General features: G+C 48.0%; 21 protein-coding genes. 5 read left to right on the top strand and 16 right to left on the bottom strand.

Annotated features, from left to right (window positions below; all coding sequences use genetic code 11):
• Positions 1-23 precede the first annotated feature (23 nt).
• Both BK127_RS27390 and BK127_RS27385 read right to left on the bottom strand, forming a co-directional pair.
• Positions 24-2,168, bottom strand: a complete 2,145-nt coding sequence (locus tag BK127_RS27390) for a glycoside hydrolase family 52 protein (protein ID WP_076235036.1) — start codon at positions 2,166-2,168, stop codon at positions 24-26.
• Positions 2,169-2,295: 127 nt separating this feature from the next.
• Positions 2,296-3,825: a type 2 periplasmic-binding domain-containing protein gene (locus BK127_RS27385; protein ID WP_076235034.1), complete on the bottom strand. Its 1,530-nt coding sequence runs from the start codon at positions 3,823-3,825 to the stop codon at positions 2,296-2,298.
• Positions 3,826-4,082: 257 nt separating this feature from the next.
• Between BK127_RS27385 and BK127_RS27380 the strand changes: the two genes are divergently transcribed.
• Positions 4,083-5,054: a helix-turn-helix domain-containing protein gene (locus tag BK127_RS27380; protein WP_076235032.1), complete on the top strand. Its 972-nt coding sequence runs from the start codon at positions 4,083-4,085 to the stop codon at positions 5,052-5,054.
• Here BK127_RS27380 and BK127_RS42600 read toward each other — a convergent pair.
• The 5 genes from BK127_RS42600 to BK127_RS27365 all read right to left on the bottom strand — a co-directional run bounded on the left by BK127_RS42600 (position 5,020) and on the right by BK127_RS27365 (position 7,929).
• On the bottom strand, positions 5,020-5,274 hold the full coding sequence (locus BK127_RS42600; protein WP_179097624.1) for a hypothetical protein: 255 nt from the start codon (positions 5,272-5,274) through the stop codon (positions 5,020-5,022). The genes BK127_RS27380 and BK127_RS42600 overlap by 35 nt on opposite strands.
• The gene (locus tag BK127_RS42595) at positions 5,271-6,125 is read right to left on the bottom strand and encodes a methyl-accepting chemotaxis protein (RefSeq protein ID WP_256711480.1); all 855 of its coding nucleotides are present in this window, start codon (positions 6,123-6,125) and stop codon (positions 5,271-5,273) included. The genes BK127_RS42600 and BK127_RS42595 overlap by 4 nt, the downstream gene beginning before the upstream one ends.
• A 50-nt stretch (positions 6,126-6,175) precedes the next feature.
• Positions 6,176-7,108, bottom strand: a complete 933-nt coding sequence (locus BK127_RS44970; RefSeq protein ID WP_083689631.1) for a PDC sensor domain-containing protein — start codon at positions 7,106-7,108, stop codon at positions 6,176-6,178.
• An 18-nt stretch (positions 7,109-7,126) separates the two neighbouring features.
• Complete coding sequence (locus BK127_RS27370) at positions 7,127-7,510, bottom strand: hypothetical protein (protein ID WP_076235030.1); 384 nt, start codon at positions 7,508-7,510, stop codon at positions 7,127-7,129.
• A 224-nt stretch (positions 7,511-7,734) separates the two neighbouring features.
• A complete protein-coding gene (locus BK127_RS27365; RefSeq protein WP_076235027.1) occupies positions 7,735-7,929 on the bottom strand; it encodes a hypothetical protein in 195 nt (64 codons plus the stop codon).
• A gap of 290 nt (positions 7,930-8,219) precedes the next feature.
• Between BK127_RS27365 and BK127_RS27360 the strand changes: the two genes are divergently transcribed.
• Positions 8,220-8,849 carry a DUF1796 family putative cysteine peptidase gene (locus BK127_RS27360; protein WP_076235025.1) on the top strand — a complete coding sequence of 210 codons (630 nt, stop codon included), beginning with the start codon at positions 8,220-8,222 and terminating at the stop codon, positions 8,847-8,849.
• A gap of 124 nt (positions 8,850-8,973) precedes the next feature.
• Here BK127_RS27360 and BK127_RS43915 read toward each other — a convergent pair whose 3' ends face one another.
• The 4 genes from BK127_RS43915 to argC all read right to left on the bottom strand — a co-directional run bounded on the left by BK127_RS43915 (position 8,974) and on the right by argC (position 15,539).
• Positions 8,974-9,114 (bottom strand): hypothetical protein, encoded by a 141-nt coding sequence (locus tag BK127_RS43915; RefSeq protein ID WP_179097623.1) that lies wholly within the window; start codon positions 9,112-9,114, stop codon positions 8,974-8,976.
• Between the two features lie 95 nt (positions 9,115-9,209).
• Positions 9,210-13,517 (bottom strand): DEAD/DEAH box helicase, encoded by a 4,308-nt coding sequence (locus BK127_RS27355; RefSeq protein ID WP_076235022.1) that lies wholly within the window; start codon positions 13,515-13,517, stop codon positions 9,210-9,212.
• Between the two features lie 174 nt (positions 13,518-13,691).
• Positions 13,692-14,471 carry an SDR family NAD(P)-dependent oxidoreductase gene (locus BK127_RS27350; RefSeq protein ID WP_076235020.1) on the bottom strand — a complete coding sequence of 260 codons (780 nt, stop codon included), beginning with the start codon at positions 14,469-14,471 and terminating at the stop codon, positions 13,692-13,694.
• A 114-nt stretch (positions 14,472-14,585) separates the two neighbouring features.
• Positions 14,586-15,539 (bottom strand): N-acetyl-gamma-glutamyl-phosphate reductase, encoded by a 954-nt coding sequence (gene argC / locus BK127_RS27345; RefSeq protein WP_076235017.1) that lies wholly within the window; start codon positions 15,537-15,539, stop codon positions 14,586-14,588.
• A gap of 149 nt (positions 15,540-15,688) precedes the next feature.
• On the opposite strand from argC, the gene BK127_RS43910 reads away from it, so the two are divergent.
• Positions 15,689-15,862 (top strand): hypothetical protein, encoded by a 174-nt coding sequence (locus BK127_RS43910; protein ID WP_179097622.1) that lies wholly within the window; start codon positions 15,689-15,691, stop codon positions 15,860-15,862.
• A gap of 104 nt (positions 15,863-15,966) precedes the next feature.
• Positions 15,967-16,635, top strand: coding sequence for a YjgB family protein (locus tag BK127_RS27340; protein WP_076235015.1), 669 nt, complete (start codon positions 15,967-15,969; stop codon positions 16,633-16,635).
• Positions 16,636-16,726: 91 nt separating this feature from the next.
• On the opposite strand, the gene BK127_RS27335 is transcribed toward BK127_RS27340, so the two are convergent.
• Positions 16,727-17,890, bottom strand: coding sequence for a Gfo/Idh/MocA family protein (locus BK127_RS27335; RefSeq protein WP_076235013.1), 1,164 nt, complete (start codon positions 17,888-17,890; stop codon positions 16,727-16,729).
• 142 nt (positions 17,891-18,032) lie between these two features.
• Here BK127_RS27335 and BK127_RS27330 point away from each other — a divergent pair, with 142 nt between their 5' ends.
• Positions 18,033-18,887, top strand: coding sequence for an AraC family transcriptional regulator (locus BK127_RS27330; RefSeq protein ID WP_076235011.1), 855 nt, complete (start codon positions 18,033-18,035; stop codon positions 18,885-18,887).
• A gap of 33 nt (positions 18,888-18,920) precedes the next feature.
• Here the strand turns inward: BK127_RS27330 and BK127_RS27325 are convergent, their stop codons facing one another.
• The 4 genes from BK127_RS27325 to BK127_RS27310 form a co-directional block, all read right to left on the bottom strand.
• Positions 18,921-19,646: an SDR family NAD(P)-dependent oxidoreductase gene (locus BK127_RS27325; RefSeq protein ID WP_076235008.1), complete on the bottom strand. Its 726-nt coding sequence runs from the start codon at positions 19,644-19,646 to the stop codon at positions 18,921-18,923.
• On the bottom strand, positions 19,643-20,353 hold the full coding sequence (locus tag BK127_RS27320; protein WP_076235005.1) for a ThuA domain-containing protein: 711 nt from the start codon (positions 20,351-20,353) through the stop codon (positions 19,643-19,645). The genes BK127_RS27325 and BK127_RS27320 overlap by 4 nt, the downstream gene beginning before the upstream one ends.
• A gap of 85 nt (positions 20,354-20,438) precedes the next feature.
• Positions 20,439-21,971: an extracellular solute-binding protein gene (locus tag BK127_RS27315; RefSeq protein ID WP_083689629.1), complete on the bottom strand. Its 1,533-nt coding sequence runs from the start codon at positions 21,969-21,971 to the stop codon at positions 20,439-20,441.
• Between the two features lie 68 nt (positions 21,972-22,039).
• On the bottom strand, positions 22,040-22,918 hold the full coding sequence (locus BK127_RS27310; protein ID WP_076235003.1) for a carbohydrate ABC transporter permease: 879 nt from the start codon (positions 22,916-22,918) through the stop codon (positions 22,040-22,042).
• Between the last annotated feature and the right edge of the window lie 3 nt (positions 22,919-22,921).

Here is a 22,921-nt window from a genome sequence, read left to right as displayed (position 1 = left end):
CTATTCAAAAAGATGCGCCGCTACTACTGAGAAAGGGAGTGCCTCCGCTCATTACGCTCCTCCAGCAACCACAATATGGCAGTTACGCCTCGAGGATAATATTTGCTGCCGATAATAACCCCGGCAAGAATTTGATCGCTCCAACTCCAGTACGAATGCTCCGGATGCTTCAGCCAGGCAACGTGAGCCTCATCGGCCTTCTCATCCTGCGGGAAGCCCAGCAGCTTACGGGCAATAAACTGGCATAAATAAATTTTACTCAACCATGAATTGCTGCTGGTTGAAGACAGCTTCCAGCCTCCATCAGGAAACAGGCAGATGTCCGGGACCAGAATGGCAGCCAAGTGCTGCTTCAAAGCCTGAATGTAAGGACCGAACCTGCCATTCGCATCTAAAGCTTCCTCGCAGCCTGCAAAATAAGGGAAAATCAGACCCTCTATCGCCGGAATAATTTTCGAATCATTATTCTCATTAATAACTGCGGGAATATATCCTTGATCCGTCATCTTGGAGGCAAGTGTTGCTGCGCATCGCTCAGCTTGTTTGCCCGCTTCGATGGATAGCTGTTCCTCGCCTGTGCTGCGGAATAGCTTCTCAAGTGCAACATAAGCGGCCCAGCATTTGCCTGCCATATAAATGTTGTTGCGCGCTTGACCCAGAGAAATGTCCAGGCTGTCATAGGTCGATATTTCCGCTCCACCCATCGTTCGGCTGCTGTCGAGTCCCATAATCCCATTGCGCTGCTCGGGAATCGGATGATCCCGGTTCAGCATGCTATTGAAGCATAGCTTGAGCGTGGCCAGATGACGGTTCAGAAAATCGCTGTCCCCCGTCTGCTCCATATAAACGACGGCACAGCAAATCCAGTTGACCAGCTGCTCATGCGTCATGTAGGAGAAGCAATCTTTAATACCGGATATTTCGTAGGATGAATACTGTGGACGGGAGAACACATTGGCTACACCCATATCATGGGTAAAGCTGATACCTCCGGGGTATTCGACAGAATCATCGGGAAAGCTTACTTGATCTTCATAGCTGTACCTCCACACAAACATGTCCAGCTCGTTACGGACGGTCCATGGGTTCATCTTCAGCTCATAGAACAGCTGATCTGCTGTCAAATCGAAGGTGTTCATCATCCGATACTCGCCTTCGTTGACCACCCAGAAGGGCTCCCCTTCATAGTCCAGCAGCTGTGTGTTGCCGTAATAACTGCGGATGGCATGAGCAAGCATAAACTTTTGGTCATCGGATAAACGGGCTGTATTGACCATTTCATTCGATTTCTCGCATGAAGCGACCAGTGCGTCATAATGCTCAAGTGCGTAGGCCGAGACTGCTTCGATATTTTTGAAAAAGCGTGTGTACAGGTAGGACGTATCCATCCCGGCCGTAACAATGCCTCCGCGATAAAAGCAGATCGCATACCGCACGGTTTTCTTCTCACCGGCCGCAACGTCCGTAATCAGGGCGCCGCATCCGCCAAGGCCGAACGCACGGTTTTCATTCAGGGAATTGCTCAAAATTTTCTCCATCGTAAAGCCCTGAGCGGAAGAAGTATCCGGGTCGAGGGAAACAATAGCTGTGTTAAGCCCCTGCCCGACACCTTTAAATCGACCTTCGCTCGTATCGTCCAACCTTCTCATCGCACTATAAGGATCATTGCCCTGATAGCCGAAGAAAGCCCGCCTTGTACGGGTGCCTTTCGTATTATCTATAGTCAGCTCGGCAAAAACAGCGGGAACGATTGCTTCCTTCAATAGATCAGCCTCTGCAGTCTCTGGATCAGGAACGCTGCGTACCGGTGAATAAATTCGAAACGTAAGCTCTCCCGCTTTCCATGTATCCGTGCCTAGTTTATAATCGCGAACAATGCTTTGAGCAGGGTAAGAAACTAGACGCTGCTTGTTCGCAGGGACGGTCTCTTCCGCTTTTTCCACATCGTATCTTGCACTTTCATCCACAGCATCCACCGCCTCCGCAAAGAAGGGCAGAGCCTCATACAAGCTGCCGTCATCAGACTGCAATCCAATGAATACACTTTGATCGGCTGGCTTGCCGAGCTCAAGTCCCAACCCGCCCTTAGCGCCGCGGAATCCCAGTGTAAAGCTGGCAAATGCACCGATAGGCGAATGATGTGCGTTAAAAAATATTCGATCCGTCATGATGTCCTCCCAAGTTAAAATACAAGCGTATTCCTATCTTATTTAACAAATCGCAGGATGTCGGCTGAAACAGAAAAACCTCCTGTTGTGGAAGTTTCTCTGTTTCTGCCTTAATGGCAGTTCTCTATTATTTCTTTTGTGTCTTAGCGTAAGCTTCTGCGTATTCCTTGGCTGTTTGATCTCCGCCTGCGCCTTTGAATTTATCTATTGCGGCCTTCCAGCCATTTTCATCAATCTTGCCCATGATGTATTTCACCTTGGCATCCAGCAAAATTTGCTGCAGCTCCTGGCCTTTGGTTGCCCACGTCGGCGAGATCAGCACAATCGTTGGATCAAGCACCGCATATTTATCGTTATCTTCCTCGAGCTGGATCTGCAGCTTGGTCATAGGGTCCAGTACGCCCTCAGTTCTGATTTTGGTAACAGGAATCGTTTCAAAAGGAAATTTATACGGGAAACCTACTTCGTTGTCGAAGGCATCCTGATTCGTTCTGACCGCTTTTCCATCCTTCAGATCATAGTGCTTGCCTTGAATACCCCATTCCAGTAAATCAGCCATCGGTTTATCGGACAACTTGTCAATAAAACCAAGCAACTGCTTTAAATCGGCTTCTGTTTTGACACTCGATTTGGGGAACATCAGAATACCGTTGGAGCCGCGTTCGCCATTAATCAACTTGCCTTTAGGGCCTTCCACAATACTGAAAGCATCCATAACGGCATTCGGATTATGGCTTTTAACACGAGTTTCAAAAGTCAGTATTTTGTTGGTAGCCTCATTAATAACACCGCTTTTGGCATTTTCCAGATTGGCTTCAAATTTAGGAACATCGATCGAAGCAAAATCCTGATTGATCAATTTCTCGTCATACAATTTTTTCGTAAATTTGATGGCTTCGAAATACTCCGGGGTTTCCTCGGATTTGGTAAATTTACCGTCCTTCAGACCCCACGCATTGGGCGCACCGAACGTTACACCGAAATCAGGTCTTAAGGAATCATTCTTAATCATCATCGTCATACCGTAAGTATCGTTAACCCCATTTTTGTCGGGGTCATTGTTTGTAAACGCTTTAAACATGTTGTATAAATCATCAACGGTTTTGGGCTGCTGAAGACCAACATTCGTTAACCAGTCTTTCCGGTACGTATAAGCGTATCTGGCGAACGGGCGATACCGCGGAATCCCATACAGCTTGCCATCAATCTTCACATTGTCATACACAGCCGGCGGCATTAATGACAGATTCTTGTAATCTTTAATATAAGGACCGATATCCCAGAAAGCCCCATTCTGCGCTGCACTGATCAGGTACGATTGATTGGGCGCTCCACAGCTGGCGAGAATTTGCGGCATGTCACCCGAGGCAATCATAACGGGAAGCTTGCTGCAGAAATCGTTGCTCGATATCAAGTTAATCGAAAGCTTCGAATTCGTATATTTCTCTATCGCCTTCTGTGCTTCATTCCCAGGCTGCGGGATATCCTTTCCGTCAAAATTCAACGATATTTTGATGGGCAGCGGTTCTGGACCTTGTGCTGAATTACTTGGGGGAGCGGCATTATTGGTATTGCTCGAACAGCCGACTAACAACGACATTGTCACGATTGAAGTAATGGCAACTACACTTCTTTTTTTAGTATTCAGTGCTTTCATGGCTGACCTCCATTTGTAATAATAAAGTAACAGCTAACTTGAAATCGTTTTCATTATGTGCATTCTTAATGCCCCGGACCGCTGTCATACCCTCCTTTGTTTAGTAGTAATACTAACATACCACTAACCTTAATGAATGACGATACACTAATCGTGGCTACAATTTACCCTTTTCGCGCATTTTCCAAATTCGGTGATATACTAGTATAACCTGCTGCATGAAACTGAAAATACCGGAATTAACGGGAGGCGTAATGATGAAAAGCTATTCTAATGAATTTGAGCTGGGACGGCTTCCTGATCTGCGAATTACCGTTCAACTCATGGGTCTGCATGGACGAAAGGTCGATTCGCACTGGAGCTATCCTTCTCATGAGCATCCGATGTACGAAATTCATTGGGTCATTGACGGTGAGATGGAGATGGTCGTAGATGGGCACATTTATCGACAAACCGAAGGGGACATTCTGTTTATTCGGCCAGGGGTTACCCATTCCTGCAAATCGTCCGGACCGCATGGCTTCACTTACTTCTGCGTGCACTTCAGTGTCATTGACCGTATTTTTTCCAAGGAGCTAGAGCATCACCAAACGACCTATTATCCGGCAGCATCACCGCTGGCGATAGGCATTCAACCTGCATTATCTACCCTTTATGACCTGTCGATCGAGATCAAAAGTTCCATTTTGTCCACCTCGAAAAGCATGAAGGTTCATTCAGCTGTATTCGATCTGCTTGGAAGCCTGATTGACCAGCTGTCGCAATCCGATAATGTCATGCTGACCAAAAAAGAAGTCATAGCCAGTCAAATTGCCGAGCAGATTGAGGACTCCGTACAAACTCTATTGCTGCATGGGCAGATTCACGAAAATGGACGGACCTGGGTACAGGATATTGCCAAGTCGGTTAATATGAGTACCTCCCAGGTCAATCGTATTTTTCATCAGGTGTATGGCAAAGCCCCACGTAAATATTTGTCTGAAATTTTGTTGAACGAGGCCAAACGTCTGCTGCAACAAACCGATCTGTCTGTGGATCATATTGCGATGATGCTCGGGTATCGAACAAGCCCCCATTTTAGCCGCCAATTTAAAAGATGGACCGATATCACGCCAAGCGAATACAGGGAGCAAATCGATCCCCAGATCAACGCTCATCAGGAATCGCATGCTCCTTCTACTCTGGCTGGAAATGCTATTCATAGTGAAAATGCAGCATCAAGGCTTTAAGCTCAAAAGCGAGCTTGGAAATAGTACCTGCTGACGAAGCAACCTGCTCAATTGTAGCAGTCTGCTGTTGGGCTGCTGCGGCAACATAACCCGAATTATCTGCGGTTTCACGAGCCAAATGAACAATTCCATCCATTTCATGGACCATATTCTCAGCACTTGAGAAAATTTCCTCGACAGCAGCCGACACCTCTTCAGTTTGCTGTGATACTTTATTCACCGCGTCCACAATATCCCCGAACGAATTACCAGCATGTCCGGCCTTCTCCATACCAGCGGCGACTGCCTGCCTGCCCGATTCCATGCTCTGTGCCGTTTGCTGTATCGTTCCCTGAATTTCTGTAATACGCCTCTGATTTGATTCGCCGCCTCAGCAGCCTGGTCAGCCAGCTTGCGCACCTCTCCCGCTACTACAGCAAAGCCTTTTCCCGCCTCACCTGCACGGGCCGCTTCTATGGCAGCGTTCAGCGAAAGCATGCTCGTTTGCCTGGAAATTGTCGTGATCATGCTCACAATACCATCGATCTGCTGTGACTTATCCTGCAGCTGCTTGACACTATGAAACGATTCATGAACCGTGCCGTGTATCGTGTTCATCTGCCGGATCAACTCATATAACGATTCATTGCCTGCTGTAGCAGCTGCCATCGCGGTCGAAGACGATTCACTGACCTGCTCAACACTACCTGCAATTTGCTCCATACCCAGAGAAATCTCGGTAGACATTTGCTTCAAATTGCCGATAATATGGACTTCCTTCTCCGTACCTTCGGCAACGCCTTGAATGGAGGTAGCAATCTCCTCCGTAGCCTTATTCGTCTCCATCGCTCCCTGCTTCAGCTGCTCGGCCTGGGTAGCCACTTCTTGCGAGCAGACCGAAATCTGGCCCATCATTCCTTTCAAAACTCCGATCGTACGATTGAAGTTATGTCCCATCTGTTCAAATTCATCCTTCGTACGGATCTCAAGCCGAGTATTGAAATCTCCTTCCGCAAGCGAGGTCGATAACGCATTCACCTTGTGAATGTTGGTCGTAATATAACGACTGAAAGCAATAATGGCTCCGATCATGACCAATACCGCAATAACAATCACAATCAGCATCCGCTGCAGCAGGCTATTCAATGGAGCATACAGCTCCTGCTCCGGTATCGCCAGTGCAAAGCTCCAGCCAGTCTCGGGAATGATCGAATAGAACACCCGAACCTGCTTGCCCGACTGCTCAAAGCCTCCTTGAAATCCGCTGGAGCCGCCGATCTTAACGTCCTCCATAATCTTTTTGCCCAGAGCAGCGAGGGAAGGATTGGCATCCTTATACACTCGTCCTTCATCACCTTTTGCGCATCCCAGTCGGCGATGACCTTGCCCGTTTTATCCATCAGGAAGGCCCATCCGGTTTCACCGACCTTAATTTCCTTGATCATTTGCTGCATGCTGTTCAAGCTGATATCGCCAGTGGTCACGCCCAGAAACTGCTTGCGCTCATCATAAAAAGGGACGGTTGCCGTTATCATCGTTGTCTTGATCGTCTCGTCATAATACGGATCAGTAAAAATCGCGCTTTCCCTGGAATTTATACCATTGCGGTACCAATCTGTATTAGGATAATCGTACTCCGCGGTCATATACTGCTCGGTATAGGTGATCTTGTCCCCATCCTTGTACACATAGGGTCCAAAGTACTGCTGTTCCGGCTTGTACCGATTGGGTTCGAACCAGACACCAACGCCCAGCGTATCGGGATTTAAGGAGGGAACATTCAGCAGCATGGCCTTATAATCCTGTGGATTCAATGCCATTCCCCGTGCTTCGACCAGTCTGGCCACAGTTTGCGGGATTCGGGTGTGCGAAGAGAGCTTGTTTTGAATATCGTGAATGGTTTGCTGCAATTGATTGTTCATCTTGCCTTCGATCTCGTGGGTAATCATATTTTGCGAGAACGTATAGCTGATCCACGACAAAGATAAGGTCAAACATATAAGGATGGGAAGCATAAATACCAGGAATTTGGTTTGAATCCTTGTAAATTGCATCAATGCTCTCTGCTTAATCACCCGATTCCCCACCTTAAGCTAGATTCTATTGGAGTGCGACATCCAAAACCTCGAATAACCGTCGATTTCGACCAGTACACGACCCAACTGAGGCGCAGCATCCTTGGCATTCATATCCATGTTCAAATGGGTCATGCTTATATACATATCCTTAATCGCAGCTTCAAAAAAGGCGGCTTTCATGCCAAAGGTTCCCCCAGAGCTTATGTATTCATGATGTTTTCTGATATCATTTTCGATCAAAGCATATTTCTCTGTAAGGTCGATCCATGCCTGAGTGCTGCCATCTCCACCCAGCTCTACTACCTCTAACGACTGTTTTAATTCCCCTACACGTACCATGTAATGAGTAAGTACCTCCACCGCTTCTTCCTTCGAGATTACAGCTGCTTCGTTTACCATACACATAGGCCTCCTTGTCCATATCACTCGTATTGGTCTTTAGGATCACTAGAATAGGTATGAATCCCTATATCATTGAGTATAGGTGATGAGATAGCTAACTATATTAAATAAAAGTAGGAAAATTGTAAAAAAAAGAACCCGGAGCTGCTTTTCCGTGTTCAGATCTGAATAATTGGAATATGTCTATGTAGGATGCCAAGTTTAACATTTATTACCATATATTAGGAAGCATTAACACCTCCGTTCATGATTTGGTGTAGGAACCTTTGATGGTATTCAGCGCGAACAACCATCGCTTTCAAACTGACGAGTACTTCCCTCGCTTCCTCCAAATACTCCTTATCTCCAAAAATTTCATATAGTCTCAAGTAATCATTATATTCATCCAGCCATTCGTTGAAATAAGAAGATGTCATATGAATCACTCCTTTAGATTCAAGATTAGCAATGCAACATTAATGTTTGATTAGAACAAGATAAATGCCAAATATATTTTTCCCAAGCGCCTCCACAATAGCCGTTGATCTCCAAGCAGACTCATTCCTTCGCATCATTCTTGTTAACGCTTCCAAATCTGATAGTCATATGTCATTAGCCGTTACACATGCCGCTGGGCCTTTATATACTAGTTTAAGGTTTAGATCTTGTGTGTATGCCTGTTTTCCCAAAAAATCCGTTTTTATTTATTTGGCCAGGAGTGAGCGCTATGAAATGGAATGACTGTACGGGCAGTTATAAAGCCTATCTTAGCTTAGGTACGACCTGTCAAACGGCTCATCAGTTACAAAGACTGGGATTGCGTCAATTTGCCGGTCCCTTGGATTGGTTTATTTCTGATTCCGTACCTGATCTGGTCCAACTGATTCGCAAACGATTTTATGGTTTTATGGAGTTCGATCATCTCCAGCTCATTGACAGAACCTATGATCATTTCGTTGTCAGAGATAATGCTTATGAGGTTGTCTCATTTCACGATTTCCCCCGGTACCTTACGACCGAGCGAATATGGGATGCCTATCCTCCTTTCAAAGGAAAGATCGATCGGCGAGTTCAGCGTTTTTTGAGAACAGCAAGGTACAGCAGTCCGGTTTTATTTATTAGAACACAAACGTCCAAGAGAGAAGCGATCCAACTTAAAGCTGCCCTAAACACGCTGATGTACGGCAAATTTCGATTACTTATTGTTAATAATCATGCCAGCGGCTTACACACAGTGATGCACGAAGATTGGGGTATCGATGGAGTGAGCTCGGTTAATATACCCAGCGGACGCGATTGGAAAGGCTCCGATCAGGCTTGGAACACCATAATGAGAGGCTTCACGCTTAGCTACTAATGAACAATCATCAATCGGTATCCGATAAGGACGCAAAAAAAGCTTAACGAAAGCGAATGAACACACTCCCGTTAAGCTTTATTTATTACGTATATCCAAGCATATATGTCTATATGCTTTACCTTTACAAGTCTCTTATTTTAAGCGTATGCGTATAAGCTTTTTTCATAAAGGTCGCTTTTAGTTCCCTGTCCATACTATGTTCATGAAGGATCAAGTAAAAGTTGGACAGGAAATGATGCCAGTTAATTCTGGTTTGTTTCATAATTTCATCCATATTCAGCCCGCCTCACCTGTAGCTTTGATATGGTATTTTACCCATCTCCACTGTTTACTAATCAGGAGGTATCATCTCTGTGCTTAACCCAAGGTGCTCGGCCAAAATACAATCGAATTGCGATCTCGCTCTGCACCGCGTTTCAGCAGCAATTGCCCTTCGGGGGAATCGACCGCCTGTCGGCCGTTCCATGAATCAATAACGATTTTGCGGGATTTGCCGTAATCCAACATCTGGCGAAATATCGGCAGCAGCAGCTCCGGATTCTGATTGTAATCGTCCCTCAGAAATACGATCTTGCGTCCGTAATTTTCCAGCCAGCATACCCACATGCCCCGATGATATACAAGGAAATTACCTTGCTTGCGAGTAAAATGAATCCCATCTACCTCTGGCCAAGGTACAACGGTTCCGAACACATCGGCAGGGTCAGCCGCATGGATCGCTACAGCACGATCCGTATCCTCCACTGTTGATTGGGCCTCGTCTTGCTGGCGGAGCATACCAATGACATCACGCTCCATAAATTGCATCGACTGCACGCCCTGAACAAACAGCCCACGCGTGAGCGTCCCGAGCTCCTCCAGGCGCTTGAGCACCTTCAGCATGTTGTCCCATAAAAAGGGTGCGTACTGGGAGACGACCTCCTTGGTGATGATCCCGTGATTCTGAAGCAGGTGCCGAACCCAGGCAAGCGCGGATTCCTCAAGGGGAATAGCAGCACTACCCAGCGATTCAACGGGATACCAGCGTCCAAGGCCCGAGCCCATCTTGGGATTCAGCTTGCCTTTGGCCGCGCTATAATTACGCAGTGGAGACCATTGATCGTTTGAGATATGACCTTCCCAGACAAGATCGAACAGCTGGGCTAGAAGCACGGAAGGAACCAGACCGGATTCGGTGGATAGCCGGGTTAAAAAGCTTGCTCCTCGGGTACGAAGCAGAGCCAGCAGCTCGGGATGTGCGGTTTCCGTTGTTGTTGGCATAAACGGACTATAGAGCGAAGCAGAATCTGCCAGAAAAAAGGCGATCTTGCCTTCCTTTTCGTTAGCCTCCTTACGGCCCATCCATATCACCTCGCCCGAAGCGCACAACAGATCCAGATCCGCCTTCTGGTACCCAGCTACCCTGGACGGAAATATCAGCTGCTCCCATTGGGAATAAGGTAGAAAAATCCCTTGCAGCAAGGTCACTGCATGACGCAAGCTATCGATACCTTTCATTTGCTGACCCGGGAGCAGGTGATGCCGCTGCAGCAGCATAAGTCCGAGTCGAGCTGGTGCCACAGGCTCACCCGCATTACGGAAGTGCTGCAAGGACAGGCGTGTGATACGGTCGCAAACCTTGCTGCCCGACCACTGGATTTCATCAGCTTCGTAAGCCAGATCAGCTTTGCTAAAAGGAGTACGCTCGATACGCCGCTCCTGCTCCCATTTCCTCATGAGCTGCGCAGTCTGCACCTCGCTCAGCAAATATCTTCGTCCCAGCTCTGCTTCCGAGAACGACAGACGACCATCGATATAGCGACCCAGCACGAATGTAACAGAAGATGGATCATGTGGAAACAGCTCGTAGGTGTCCTTTTCATCACGGCAGATCCATCTTGTTTCACCGCCTACCTGCAAGCGGATAACGACACCCTGCGCCTCAAGCTGTCGGGTCCACGTCTCGGCTTGCTCTCCGTAAGCTTCTTCCAGCTCGGCATTACTTAAATCGCCTCGTTTTTTCAGCAGTGCAGCCAATTCATCTGGGCTTTGCGGCTCGCCCAGCAGACGCTGCCGTTCCGCAGCCACTACCTCCGGTTCATAAACAACACCTACCGCAGCCGTTCCGAATACCGCACCTGCCATCTCACGGTTAATGTTCATTACCTGCATTTGCAGCTCGCTGCTGAGCGCATCCGACTCATAAATTTGAGTGTTCACATAGTCCCACATAAATTGATTAGCCCAAGGAGAGGGGAAACGACTTGCCGTGATCTTGACCTCTATCGCTCCTGACTCTAAGCCACCCAGTACATATTTGAGACCGTCTGCATCCAGATGCTCCTCGAAGCATTCCGTGATAGCCGCCTCGAAGAAAGGAAACTGCTCGGCATAAGGCAGCACTTCCTTCAGCAGCTCCTCGCTGCGCAGGCGCTTTTGCCACATCGGTGTCCGTGTAAACTGCCGTGACAGCAGCAGGCCTACCTCAGCCATCCGGCGAAAGGTAATTGCGAACATCGGTGAACGCCCCATTGCCTCCATCAGAATCGGGTCGACCGCTGACACCGCAGCCCGCCAAATCGATGACAGCCACTCCGGGTCCCATTCCTTGAAAATCATCTCGATCCCATTATCCTTAGCCCCCATATAAGGGGATTGCTGCAGCTTACGCTCAATCTCATGCTCCAGTACGATCTGCCACGTACGGTTCAGCCTGCGTCCCCACACATTATGAAGAATGACATGGGTTTGGTTCATCGCATCCTGATAGTGCTCGATCACAATAGAGCAGTGCGTCGGAACTGCACTTGCCGCCTGCTGCTTTCTGATCAGCTGAATCAGACTATCCGATGCAAGCGCATCAAAGCCATACATCTGCTCCAGCCAATCGACAGTATCCACATCCGCATGACGATCTTCCAATCGAGCACATATTTCAGCCAAAAAAACACCTACCCGCTCTCCGAGCCCAAACGTTCTTCCGAGCCCCTCGCTGCGCCAAAAAGGGATTTCGCTAATCCGGTTAGCTGTTTCACTTACCAATATACGATCATTGCGGATTTCCCGGATCGTCCACGACTGAGCACCCAGCTGGAACAGCTCGCCAACCTTGCTCTCATGCACATATTCCTCATCCAGCTCACCCAGCTGGATCTGGCTATCCATATGGTAAACCGGATAATTGGCGCTCCCCGGAATCGTGCCGGTTCCCATAATGGCTGCCATCCGGCTGCTGCTTCTGCTGCTCAGCCTGTCCGTGTCCAAATCCCAATCGATCAGAGGTCGGACAAATGGATAATAACCGGATAGTACACGCAGCAGCGCTGCCAGTCTGTCGCGTGTCAGCGTGTGGTAGCAATCGCTGCCGCGCACGAGCTGGAACAGTTGATCAACTGTCCAGTCATCCGCTGCGATCATTGCAACAATCTGCTGATTCAGAACATCGATTGGATTGCGCCGAATAACGATGGGCTCAATTTCCCTTTCCCGAATCATCCTGCTGAGCACAGCCACCTCGGGAAGTGTACTGCGTTGACGGACGATAATGACACCGCGGCTGACCTCTCCGACACCGTGTCCAGCTCGGCCGATTCGTTGTATACCCGTCGCGGCTGCAAGTGGAGAATCGATCTGGATGACCACATCGATCTGACCCACGTCGATTCCAAGCTCCAGCGAAGAGGTGGCGATCAGACATTTAAGCTCGCCCGCTTTCAGGCGTCGTTCGACCTCCAGCCTCTGCTCACGCGAGATGCTTCCATGGTGCGAGCTGGCGAAATCGCCGCCGCAATAATCGTTCAATTGCTGGGCCAGCCGCTCACATAGCCTACGGTTGTTGACAAAGATCAATGTCGAGCGGCAGCCTTCCATTTCCTTGAGGATACGGTCCATAATCGCAAACCAGACTACCTCTTTATTTTGAGCAGAGTCATGATCAAGTACCGCCACACGAAGCTCAAATTTTTTATCGATGCTGCTTTCAACAATACTGACAGGTCGGAGCGAATCTTCTGACCAACCGCCAAGGAAAGCAGCCACCCGTTCCAATGGCTTTTGCGTAGCGGACACACCAATACGAAGAAACGACTTCCCGCACAGCGCCTCCAGCCGTTCCAGCGAAAGCGATAAGTGAGCCCCCCGTTTATCCCCTGCGATATAGTGAATTTCATCGACAATAACCTGCTCTACCGAGCGCAGAATTTCCCGGGCCTTGAGCGAGGTCAGCATCAAATACAAAGTTTCCGGGGTCGTCACAAGTATATCCGGCGGCTTCCGCAGTATGGAGGCACGTACCTTTTGCGGCGTATCTCCTGTACGAACGGCAGCTTTAAGTCCAAGCCAGCTGAGCTCCGTACGTTCGGCCAGCTTATCCAATTCCGCCGCAAAAGAAACCACGTGATGGTGGATATCATTATTCAGTGCTTTGAGTGGTGTAATATAGAGCAGCTTGACCCCCGGCCGCTCCTCACCTTCAGGATTCAGCTTGGACTGAATAATCCGGTTTAATCCCGGCAGCATGGCGGCCAATGTTTTACCTGAACCTGTCGGAGCAGCAATCAGCGTATGGCGATTGGCTTCAATCGATGCCCATGCCTGCACTTGCACATCCGTAGGCTCATTGAAGCTTTCCTTGAACCACGCAGCCAGAACCGGATGTACTCGCTGCAAATAAGGATCTGTTTCCATCTATATAGAATCCCCCTTATATGGATCGGATTAATTGTATCAAGCGTCTCAAATCATCGTTACCATTATTATATACTTATAACGACAAACAACAAAAAACGGTCACCTGTAAGTCGCGGCGCCGTTTCTTTTGTAATCTCAAACCATCCTCTAACCCAAGCTTACCCGTTCCAACTACAGTACCGTATACCCGCCGTCCACCACGAATACCCCACCGGTTGCATAAGCGGAAGCCTCGGAAGCCAGATATACGACAATTCCGCCCAAGTCCTCAGGAATTCCCGGTCTGCCAAGCGGAGTCCGTTCCATCCACAGCTTCGTCATATCCCCACCGTTATCAAAGAAAGGCTGTGTCAGCTCTGTTTTCATATACCCGGGAGCAATCGTGTTCACCCGGACTGAATGGACTGCCCACTCGGCAGCCAAGCTTTTCGTTAATGAAATAACAGCGGCCTTGGAAGCATTATAAGAGCTTTGGCATTGAGGCGTATTTACAATAATTCCGGACATCGATGAAATGTTCACGATAGAACCTTTTCGCTGCTGAATCATCACTTTCCCTACTGCTTGTGCCATCAGAAAAACACCATGGAGATTCACATTAATCACATCGGACCAATCCTTAAAGGACATTTCCTCCGCTTTGGCGTTACGCACGATACCCGCATTATTCACCAGCACATCAATTTTACCGAAGGAAGCGAGCGTCTCTTCAACAATACGCTCAACATCCTCACTCTTGGTGACATCCGCCTGGATCGCCAGTACCCGGACCCCTTTTGCCGTGCGCAGTGCCTCAGCCGTTTGCTCGGCCCGCTGCTGATCCAAATCAGCTATGACGATATGGGATCCCATATCTGCAAGTGCCTCGGCCATCGCTTTTCCAAGTCCTGTTGCCCCTCCAGTAACGATTGAACAATAATCCTTCATCGCAAACTTTTCCCAGATACTCATCCATATTCTCCTCATCCTACTGTTCTGCTAGCCTACTTATACTATTGTATATTTATAGAAAATAATCAAGCAGCTTATACATTTCAGATTCGGCTCCTCTGCTTCTGATTCCTATTAGATTAAACAATACCCTTCGTCATAACCCAGCATCAGGTTCATATTTTGGATAGCTGCTCCTGACGCCCCTTTGCCTAAATTGTCATATCTCGATAACAGGTGAATATGATCCCCTTCGCCAAATACAAAGATTTCAATCCTATTCGTATTGCTGCACTCTGCCAGCTTAAAGTAACCCTCATCCAGATAAGCATCGGATTCGTATGGCATCACACGCACAAACGGTTCGGATTCATAATAGGCTGACAATAGCTCATGCACGTTCTTGGCAGACATTGGTTTAGTCAGATTCCGTTTGATTAAGGGAACAGACATAGCCAGACCTTGATAGTAATTGGCAATAATAGGTGTAAAGAGCGGCTCGTACTGGAGGTTGGTGTACTTTTGCATTTCAGGGATATGCTTATGTGTTTGCTGCAGAGCATAATGTCTGGGTACGCCCAGCTTTCTCTCATTCACGATGGAAGCATCCTCGTACATCTCGATCTTGCTTTTTCCTCCACCGCTATAGCCTGTTACCGAGTAGCAGCTAACAGGGTAATCTCTGGGTACTACACCAGCGTCAATAAGCGGTCTCAGACTAAGGATAAAACCTGTAGCATGGCAGCCGGGCACCGACACTCGCGTTGCACTGCGAATCGCTTCTCTTTGGCTGCTTGTTAATTCAGGTAATCCATACACCCAATCGGGGTCAGTCCTGAAGGTAGTGCTCGTATTGATGATTTTGGTCTTGCTGTTGGTAACAAGTGAAACCGACTCCTTGGCTGCAGCGTCAGGAAGGCATAGAAAAACAATATCAGCAGCATTCAGCAGCTCACTGCGCGCTTGCGGATCTTTTCTTTTCAGAGGATCAATGGCTAACACTTGGATTCCTGTTATTTTGGATAAATACTCGAATATTTTTAAACCTGTAGTTCCCTCTTGACCATCAACAAACACAGTATTGCTCATACCTGTACACCTCAATTTTCCAAATTAATATAAATAATTATACATTTTTATGTATTTATATGCAATTTTATTTAAAATGTTTTAAGTGATCGGTGTTGGCAAGCTTTTGTGTTATAATGTCGAATATCAAACTTTGGAGGATTCATAGCATGAAAATATACGTAATTCTCTCCTTTAATGGAGAATCTATGGACAATGTGTATGTAGGAACAGACGAGGAAAAAGCACTGGCTTTCAAGCCAGAGGACTTCGAAGACTGCGATGCGCTTTTCGTGGAAATTTGGGAGGATGGGGAAAAAACCGACGATTACCGTTTGCAGTAAACAGGTAGATGCAACCTTCAGTGGATATCGTCCGTCTAATTGAAAGCAGCCTAAACAACAACTGCAACAATTAACAGGATGATATCTATGAAGGAGATAACACCATGAAACCACAGATTAAAGCTTTGGCTTATTCCATGATGCTCGCAGGTGTGCTCACACTCGCGGCCTGTAATTCAGATAGCAAGACGGCGACACCTGCTACGCCTGATCCTGCAGCAGCTACACCTGCTGCACCGACGAATAACACGACTCCAAGCCCTGCACCGACAGCAGCCTCCCCAACAACTGCACCTGCACCCTCTTCGGCACCGACAGCGGCGGCAGGATCTGAAGACACCAGTAAGCAGCTTAAAGAGCTCCTTGAGCAAGCCAAACAAGGCAAGATTCCTGGCATTAAGTATGCGGCACATACCGCATTGATAGATGAGGTAGAAAAGGATTGGGGTAAAGCCGATAAACAGGATTCAGCGGGCAAAGGCTTTGTGTACGCCACCTATAGTAAAAAGAACGCCGTGCTCGGCTTTAACAAAGGCATGCTTATATTCGATGTTCGTTCCAATGATCCTGCTCTGCACAAGCTTACGCTTCAGCAGATTGAGCAAACATTGGGCAAACCCGCCGACATCAAGTTGAACGGAGACGATACGATCTACATCTTCAAAGCAAATGATCAATTTCAGCTCAAATTCATCATCCCTAAATCGACCGGAAAAGTGGACCATATATCCGTATTTTCTCCTCAGGACTCCGTCAATTTAATGGCGGAATAAAAGACATTCTGTCCTTACCGGACATACAAAAGCAGCAGGTCTAGGAAAATCCTGAGACCTGCTGCTTTTGTATGCTCAATCCTTAACCGAATCAGCTGTCTGTCTTCAAGCTGCTGCCTGTTGTAATCGCCTGATCCTGAAAATTCTCAACCGATGCCTTCTTCTCATAGAAGTGAGTGGCATTCGCCTGAATCCCTTCACGGGTATAGAAAGGATCGTCCGCGCTAATAGGGAAGGTAACTTTTTCACCTGTGCTTGAAGATTTGTAAATCCCCAGAATCAGCTCCAGCGTACTGCGGCCGCTAATCCCATCGATAAGCAAGGGAGCACCGGTTTCGATGGCTTGCAGCACATTATCAATTTGCCCCTGATGGCCTTCATACGCTACCTCCGGCAGCTCCTCATACAGCTTGACGATTTCCTGCTCCAATTCAACATTCGGTTCAGGAAACCCATTGGCTTTCGAGCTCGATGCCTTCAGCTTCCATGGCGCTGAGACGCGCGCCTGCTTGCCTTGGAAAATAAGCTGCTGCTCCTCGCCGTGGTGGACAACGGAGCTTGTGATTTGCGCCAATGCACCGGACGGGAAACGCAGCATGGCGATAGACAGATCCTCAACCTCGGCATTGTCATGCGACGTATTGCTCATGAATGCCTGAAGCTCGCTCGGACGTCCCATCATCCACAGGAACGCATCGATATGATGCACGGCATGATTAAGCGTGCAGCCCCCGCCTTCCTTCTCCCAGGTACCACGCCACCACAAATCATAATAACAATGTCCACGCCACCAGAAGGAATCAACCTGTGCATGAACGATCGGGCCCATCAGTCCGCTTTCCAGAACCGATTTCAGCTTCATCATTGGTGTTTTAAAACGGTTTTGAGCGACGACCGACAGGATCTTGCCGCTCTTGCGGGCGGCTTCATTCATTTCATCGCATTCCTGCAGCGAGGACGCCATCGGCTTCTCTACCAGTACATGCTTGCCTGCCTGCAAAAAATCCACAGTAATCGGCGCATGCGTGTAGGGAGGTGTACACACGGATATGAGATCAATGTCCAGCCCCAGCAGCTCTTTATAATCCGAAATGGCCTTGGCCGCGGTCAATTGGAATTGATCGATACGCGACTGCGCCTTGTCCACATAAATATCGCAAATCGCCACAATTTCACAGCGCTCCGAAAATTTCAAATAAGCTTGGATATGAGACGGGCTTATCGCCCCCGCTCCGATAATCGCTACCTTCAACATCACTGAATCCCTCCAGATTAAGATACTTCATGCTTTTTCATATCTTCATCATAATCGAATCCGGGCTTATTTTATGCAGCGATGTTGTGATAAAATGTTCATATCTTGCTATTATTAATACGAAGCGTGGTGAACCCAGAGGATGAGCATCGTCTCCGATCCGTTCCAATTTGACTATCGGCGAACGTCAACGCTAAATTTTAAAGAAGTCTTCCATGCCCACCCCGAGATGGAGTTCACCTATGTGCATACAGGAAGAGGTAATTTAATTATTGAGGGCAGAACCTATTCCATCGAGCCCAACACCTTAATGATTTTCCAGCCGTTTCAGCTGCATCGCGTGCAAATACATGTCACTTCCGATTCACCATTCATCAGAACCGTCATCCAGTTCGACCCTGCATTGCTGAAGCCCTATTGGGCCAGCTTTCCTGTCATTGAACGGTTTTTTCTTGATTTGCAGCAGCAAACCAACGTTATACCGGTACACAGCATTCGGGAATCCGAGCCGATTATTACGCTTATGGGGACATTTAACGAGGCACGATCCAAAATGAACACCCATGAAATCAAGGAGGAATTCCATTTTTTCCTGCTTGGCTTTCTTCGTCAATTAAAGTCATTAGGGTATAAGCCCGAGGACAATTCCTCCTTACCTGCGAGAAGGCATCATCATCGGGCTGAAGAGGTTATGCAGTGGATCGAGGAGCATTATCATGAGCCTTTTCGGTTGGAGCAGTTGGCTGAGGAGCTTCATCTCTCCCATTACCATATCGCCCATTTATTCAAGCAGGCCACAGGAACGACCATTGTCGCTTACACGCAGGCAACGAGAATCCGGCACGCCTGCGTGTATCTGATTACAACATCATTATCCATTCCGGAAATCGGGGTCCGAGTCGGAATACCCAATCCGTCTTACTTTTGCCGTGTATTTCGCCATACGATGGGCAGCACACCGCACCAATACCGGCTGCATATTCACAAAAGAACCTGACCCATCAGGATATTGACGTTGGCGGAATGCCGTCTACCAAGGTAATTCTTCACCGGTATCGGCTTCTACATAAATCGGCTGCTCACGCTGCAGATCCTTCAGCGCTTCGATCCGGTTCCAGATATGTACGGCTGCTTCTTCTGGCGTATGCGTCCCTTTGTCGCTCCAGGCACCATGCATGAAGGTTTTCACCCAGCCTGGATGCAGCAATAGAACACGCCCGCCTTGCTTGCGAATGGTGTTATGAATTAGGGATGAGCCCATATTCAATGCCGTTTTGGCCATGCAGTATCCGAACCAGGCTTCGCGTTGATTGTTCCCGATGCTGCCTGCCTCCGAGGAAATATTGACGATCAGCTTGCCGCCCTTCATAATCGGGCCAATCAAGGCGTTCGACAAGCGAATCGCGCCAACTGCCGTAATATTGTACACTCTTTGGACTTCATCGAAGTCAATAGTGTCCTCCACCGTAGCCTGCGTATCACCGAGTATCGCCGCATTATTGATCAGCAGATCGAGCTTGTCGGCCTTACTCTCAATGAATGCAGCGGCTTCCCTTACGCTCTGGTCACTGCCCACATCCAACGTAATGACGTGCAGCTGCTCGGGAAACTGTACCTGAAGCTGCTTCAACCATTCATTGTCAGGCACGATGCCCCCAGCGAATACTATATAGCCGGCGATCAGCAATTGATGGGTTAATGCCAGTCCAATCCCTCTATCGGTACCCGATATACAAACCGTCTTTGTGCTCGTCATGATTGCTGCTCCTTTTCGGTTACCCAGACTACGGACCGCCTCAGCATTTCCCTTACCTCAGGCACAAGGTAAGCATTACGATCATGTCCCAGCAACGTTTGATATACTCTTGAATTGCGATATTCACTTACCCAGGCAAGGGGTTCTTCCTTACCCGTAATCTTCGAATGTGCAGCATACAACGGATGGATATCCACGTCGCCCTCTTGATCAAAATATAATTCATCCGTAATGGTAAAAGACGCAATCCCCTCTGTAATCGGATGGGTATTGTCCGTTACATACACTTCAAACTCGCCATATTTGTCATGCCTGCTCTTGCCATGATGGTTCCATGCCCGAGGTACGATTCGGTGATATTCCGGCCAATCGGACGGACCCGCCTCCGGCAGGGAAAAATGAAACGCACCGTTGGCAAAATGCAGAATCACAATCCCGCCGCCTCGTTCGCCAAATTCAATGACATTAGCCTTGGCCTGCTCGCTCAGCTCGGTCGGGTCCTGCCAATTGCAGTAATTGAAAGCAATGACGTCAAAAGTAAGCAAACTTTCCTCGGCCAGACTTTCGATATCATAAGACACCGTTACATTAATCGTTCCATTTTCCTCCAGCGCTTCCTTGATAAGTGGCGTTGTTTCCTCCCAATTATGCCATTTATGCTGGTCATTTCCGGAAATCAGCAGTACGTTAATGTGTTTACTTGTCATTGTTCTCTCTCCTCACACCCAGATATGATAGAACTGATTGCAGCATACAAGAGGGGCATCGCTGCCCCTCTCTGTTTCAATCCGGTTATTTTTTGATTTTTGCGTATTGTGCACTGTATTCCTCGATGACCTTGTCACCGCCTGCTTTTTTCCACTGCTCAATCGCTTGCTTCCAGCCAGCTTCATCCAGCTTGCCCAATACAAATTTAGTGCGAGCGTCATCAATGATCGGCTTTAATTCATTGCCTTTGGTCGTCTGTGTATCCGATACAAGCGGATTGGTCGGATTATTAACGGCAATCGATTCATTGTCTATAATCATTTTACCATATTTCTCCATTAGAGGTGTTTCTTTACCCGTTGTTTTCGCCGAATATTTGGCTACCTGCAATTGAAGCAAGCTGGAGCCGACCTCCGTGTCAAACAGCTTCTGATCGATGAAGGTTGGCTTATTGTCCTCCATTTTATAATGTCTTCCTTCGATACCCCATCCGAGTAAATCCAGCATCTTCTGATCAGACAGCTTATCAAAGAATCCCAAAATCTGCTTCAGCTCGGCTTCCGTTTTCACACTGGATTTAGGGAACATAAACACGCTATTATAGCCCTGTCCGCCTGGTGATCTATCTCCTGCAGATCCTTTAATGCGGCTAACCACATCTACATCGGCCCCAGGGAATGATTTGGTCAAGGATGCCTGGTAGTTCGGCGCATCGAGCATGCTCGAGATAACTACCCCTGCTTTGCCTTGGTTGATATCATCTTTCTTCTGCTGATTGTTCAGCACAGGGAAATCCTGCTTGATCAGCTTCTCGTCATACAGCTTTTTGTAAAATTTCATCGCTTCAAAATAAGCAGGTGACATGAAATCCGGGCTCATCTTGCCGTCTTTTGCTTCCCATCCGTTTGGCGCGCCCATATACGATGCGACTACCGCGAAGCCATCCATCGTTTTCTCATCGGTCAGTCCCACGGTATCTGCTTTCCCATTTTTGTCCGGATCGTTAAGTGTAAAGGCTTTCAGCACATTGTACAAATCGTCAATCGTTTTGGGCTCACTCAGTCCGACGTTTTTCAACCAGTCACTACGGAAAATAATCCCGCTGGGCGCCAGGTCACGAGCCCGGAATACGCCGTAAACCTTGCCGTCCACACTGATGTTATCGAACACGGACTTATTCATTTTGGACAGGTTCGGATAATCCTTCAGGTACGGTCCTACCTCCCAGAAGACGCCCGAACGGACGGCAGCCAGGATGTTGGAATCCTTATTATTTTGAACGAGCAGTGCCTTGGGCAGCTCGCCGGAAGCAATCGTAACATTAACCTTTTCTTTATAAGAGGAATTCGGCACCCAGGAAATATCCAGCTTGGTGTTGGTATATTCCTCGATTTTCTTTTGCGCCTCGCTGTCAGCTTTGGGCGGTTCGGAATACATGAGCGTCATGATGCTGAGCTTCAGCGGTCCTTTGTTTTCTACGGCCGCATTATTGCTGGCGGGACTGGCCGCAGGAGCCTTGCCGCTGTCACTGCCGCAGCCTGCAAGCATGGCCGCAGCTCCTACCATAATACCCATTGTGGCGATGCCTGCTTTGTTTATACCGTTACGTCTTTTCATTGTGAATGTGCCTCCCCTAATCTAATTGTATGTGAACGTGTCCCGAACATCAATTGTCCGAATCCGTTTCAACCTTTTACGGAACCAAGCAGTACCCCTTTGGCAAAATGCTTCTGTAAAAAAGGATACACGAGCAAAATCGGTACGGTTGAGATAACAATAACGGCCATCTTGATAATTTGCGGCGGCAGCGCCACAAAGTTCTGGTCAAACTGGGTCGAGTCGCCAATCCCGCCCTGGGACAAGATCACGATTTGCCGCAGCCACACCTGAATAGGCCACATTTTCGAATCGTTAATGTACAGAATCGCACTGAAAAAGGTATTCCAATGGCCTACCGCATAAAATAAGGCAAACGTCGCCAGCACCGGCGCTGACAAAGGAAGCACGATACGCACCAATATACCCGGATCGCTGCAGCCGTCGATCTTCGCCGCCTCCTCCAGACCGTCCGGCAGCTGCCGAAAAAAACTGACGATCACGATTAGATTGAAGGCACTGATCGCATTCGGAATCAGCAAAGCCCAATAGCTGTTCAATAAACCCATAGCTTTCACTACGATGAAGGTCGGCAAAATGCCGCCATTAAACAGCATGGTGAACACAATCAGCATCATGCAAAGCTTTCTCCCGTCAAAATCTTGTCTGGATAACGGATAAGCCAGCAGCGAGGTGAAGATGAGATTGATCAGCGTACCCGCCACGGTAATGCCGATGGTCACGAACAGACTGCGAACAATCGTATCTGTTGAGAAAATATAACGATATCCCTCCAGTGAAAAGGTTGTCGGAAAGAGGATAAAGCCACGACGAAGCACCTCTTCCGGCTCTGCAAAGGAAACCGACACGATGTAAATAAACGGGATTATCGTGATTAAAGCGAATACGAATAAAAAGGTATAATTAAAGCCGTCAAAGATACGGCTGCCCAAGCCTTTATTAACCATCCT

It is taken from the genome of Paenibacillus sp. FSL H7-0331 (genome assembly GCF_001956045.1).
Note: the sequence above shows the minus strand (reverse complement) of the source record. Positions and strands in the feature narration are given on the sequence as shown.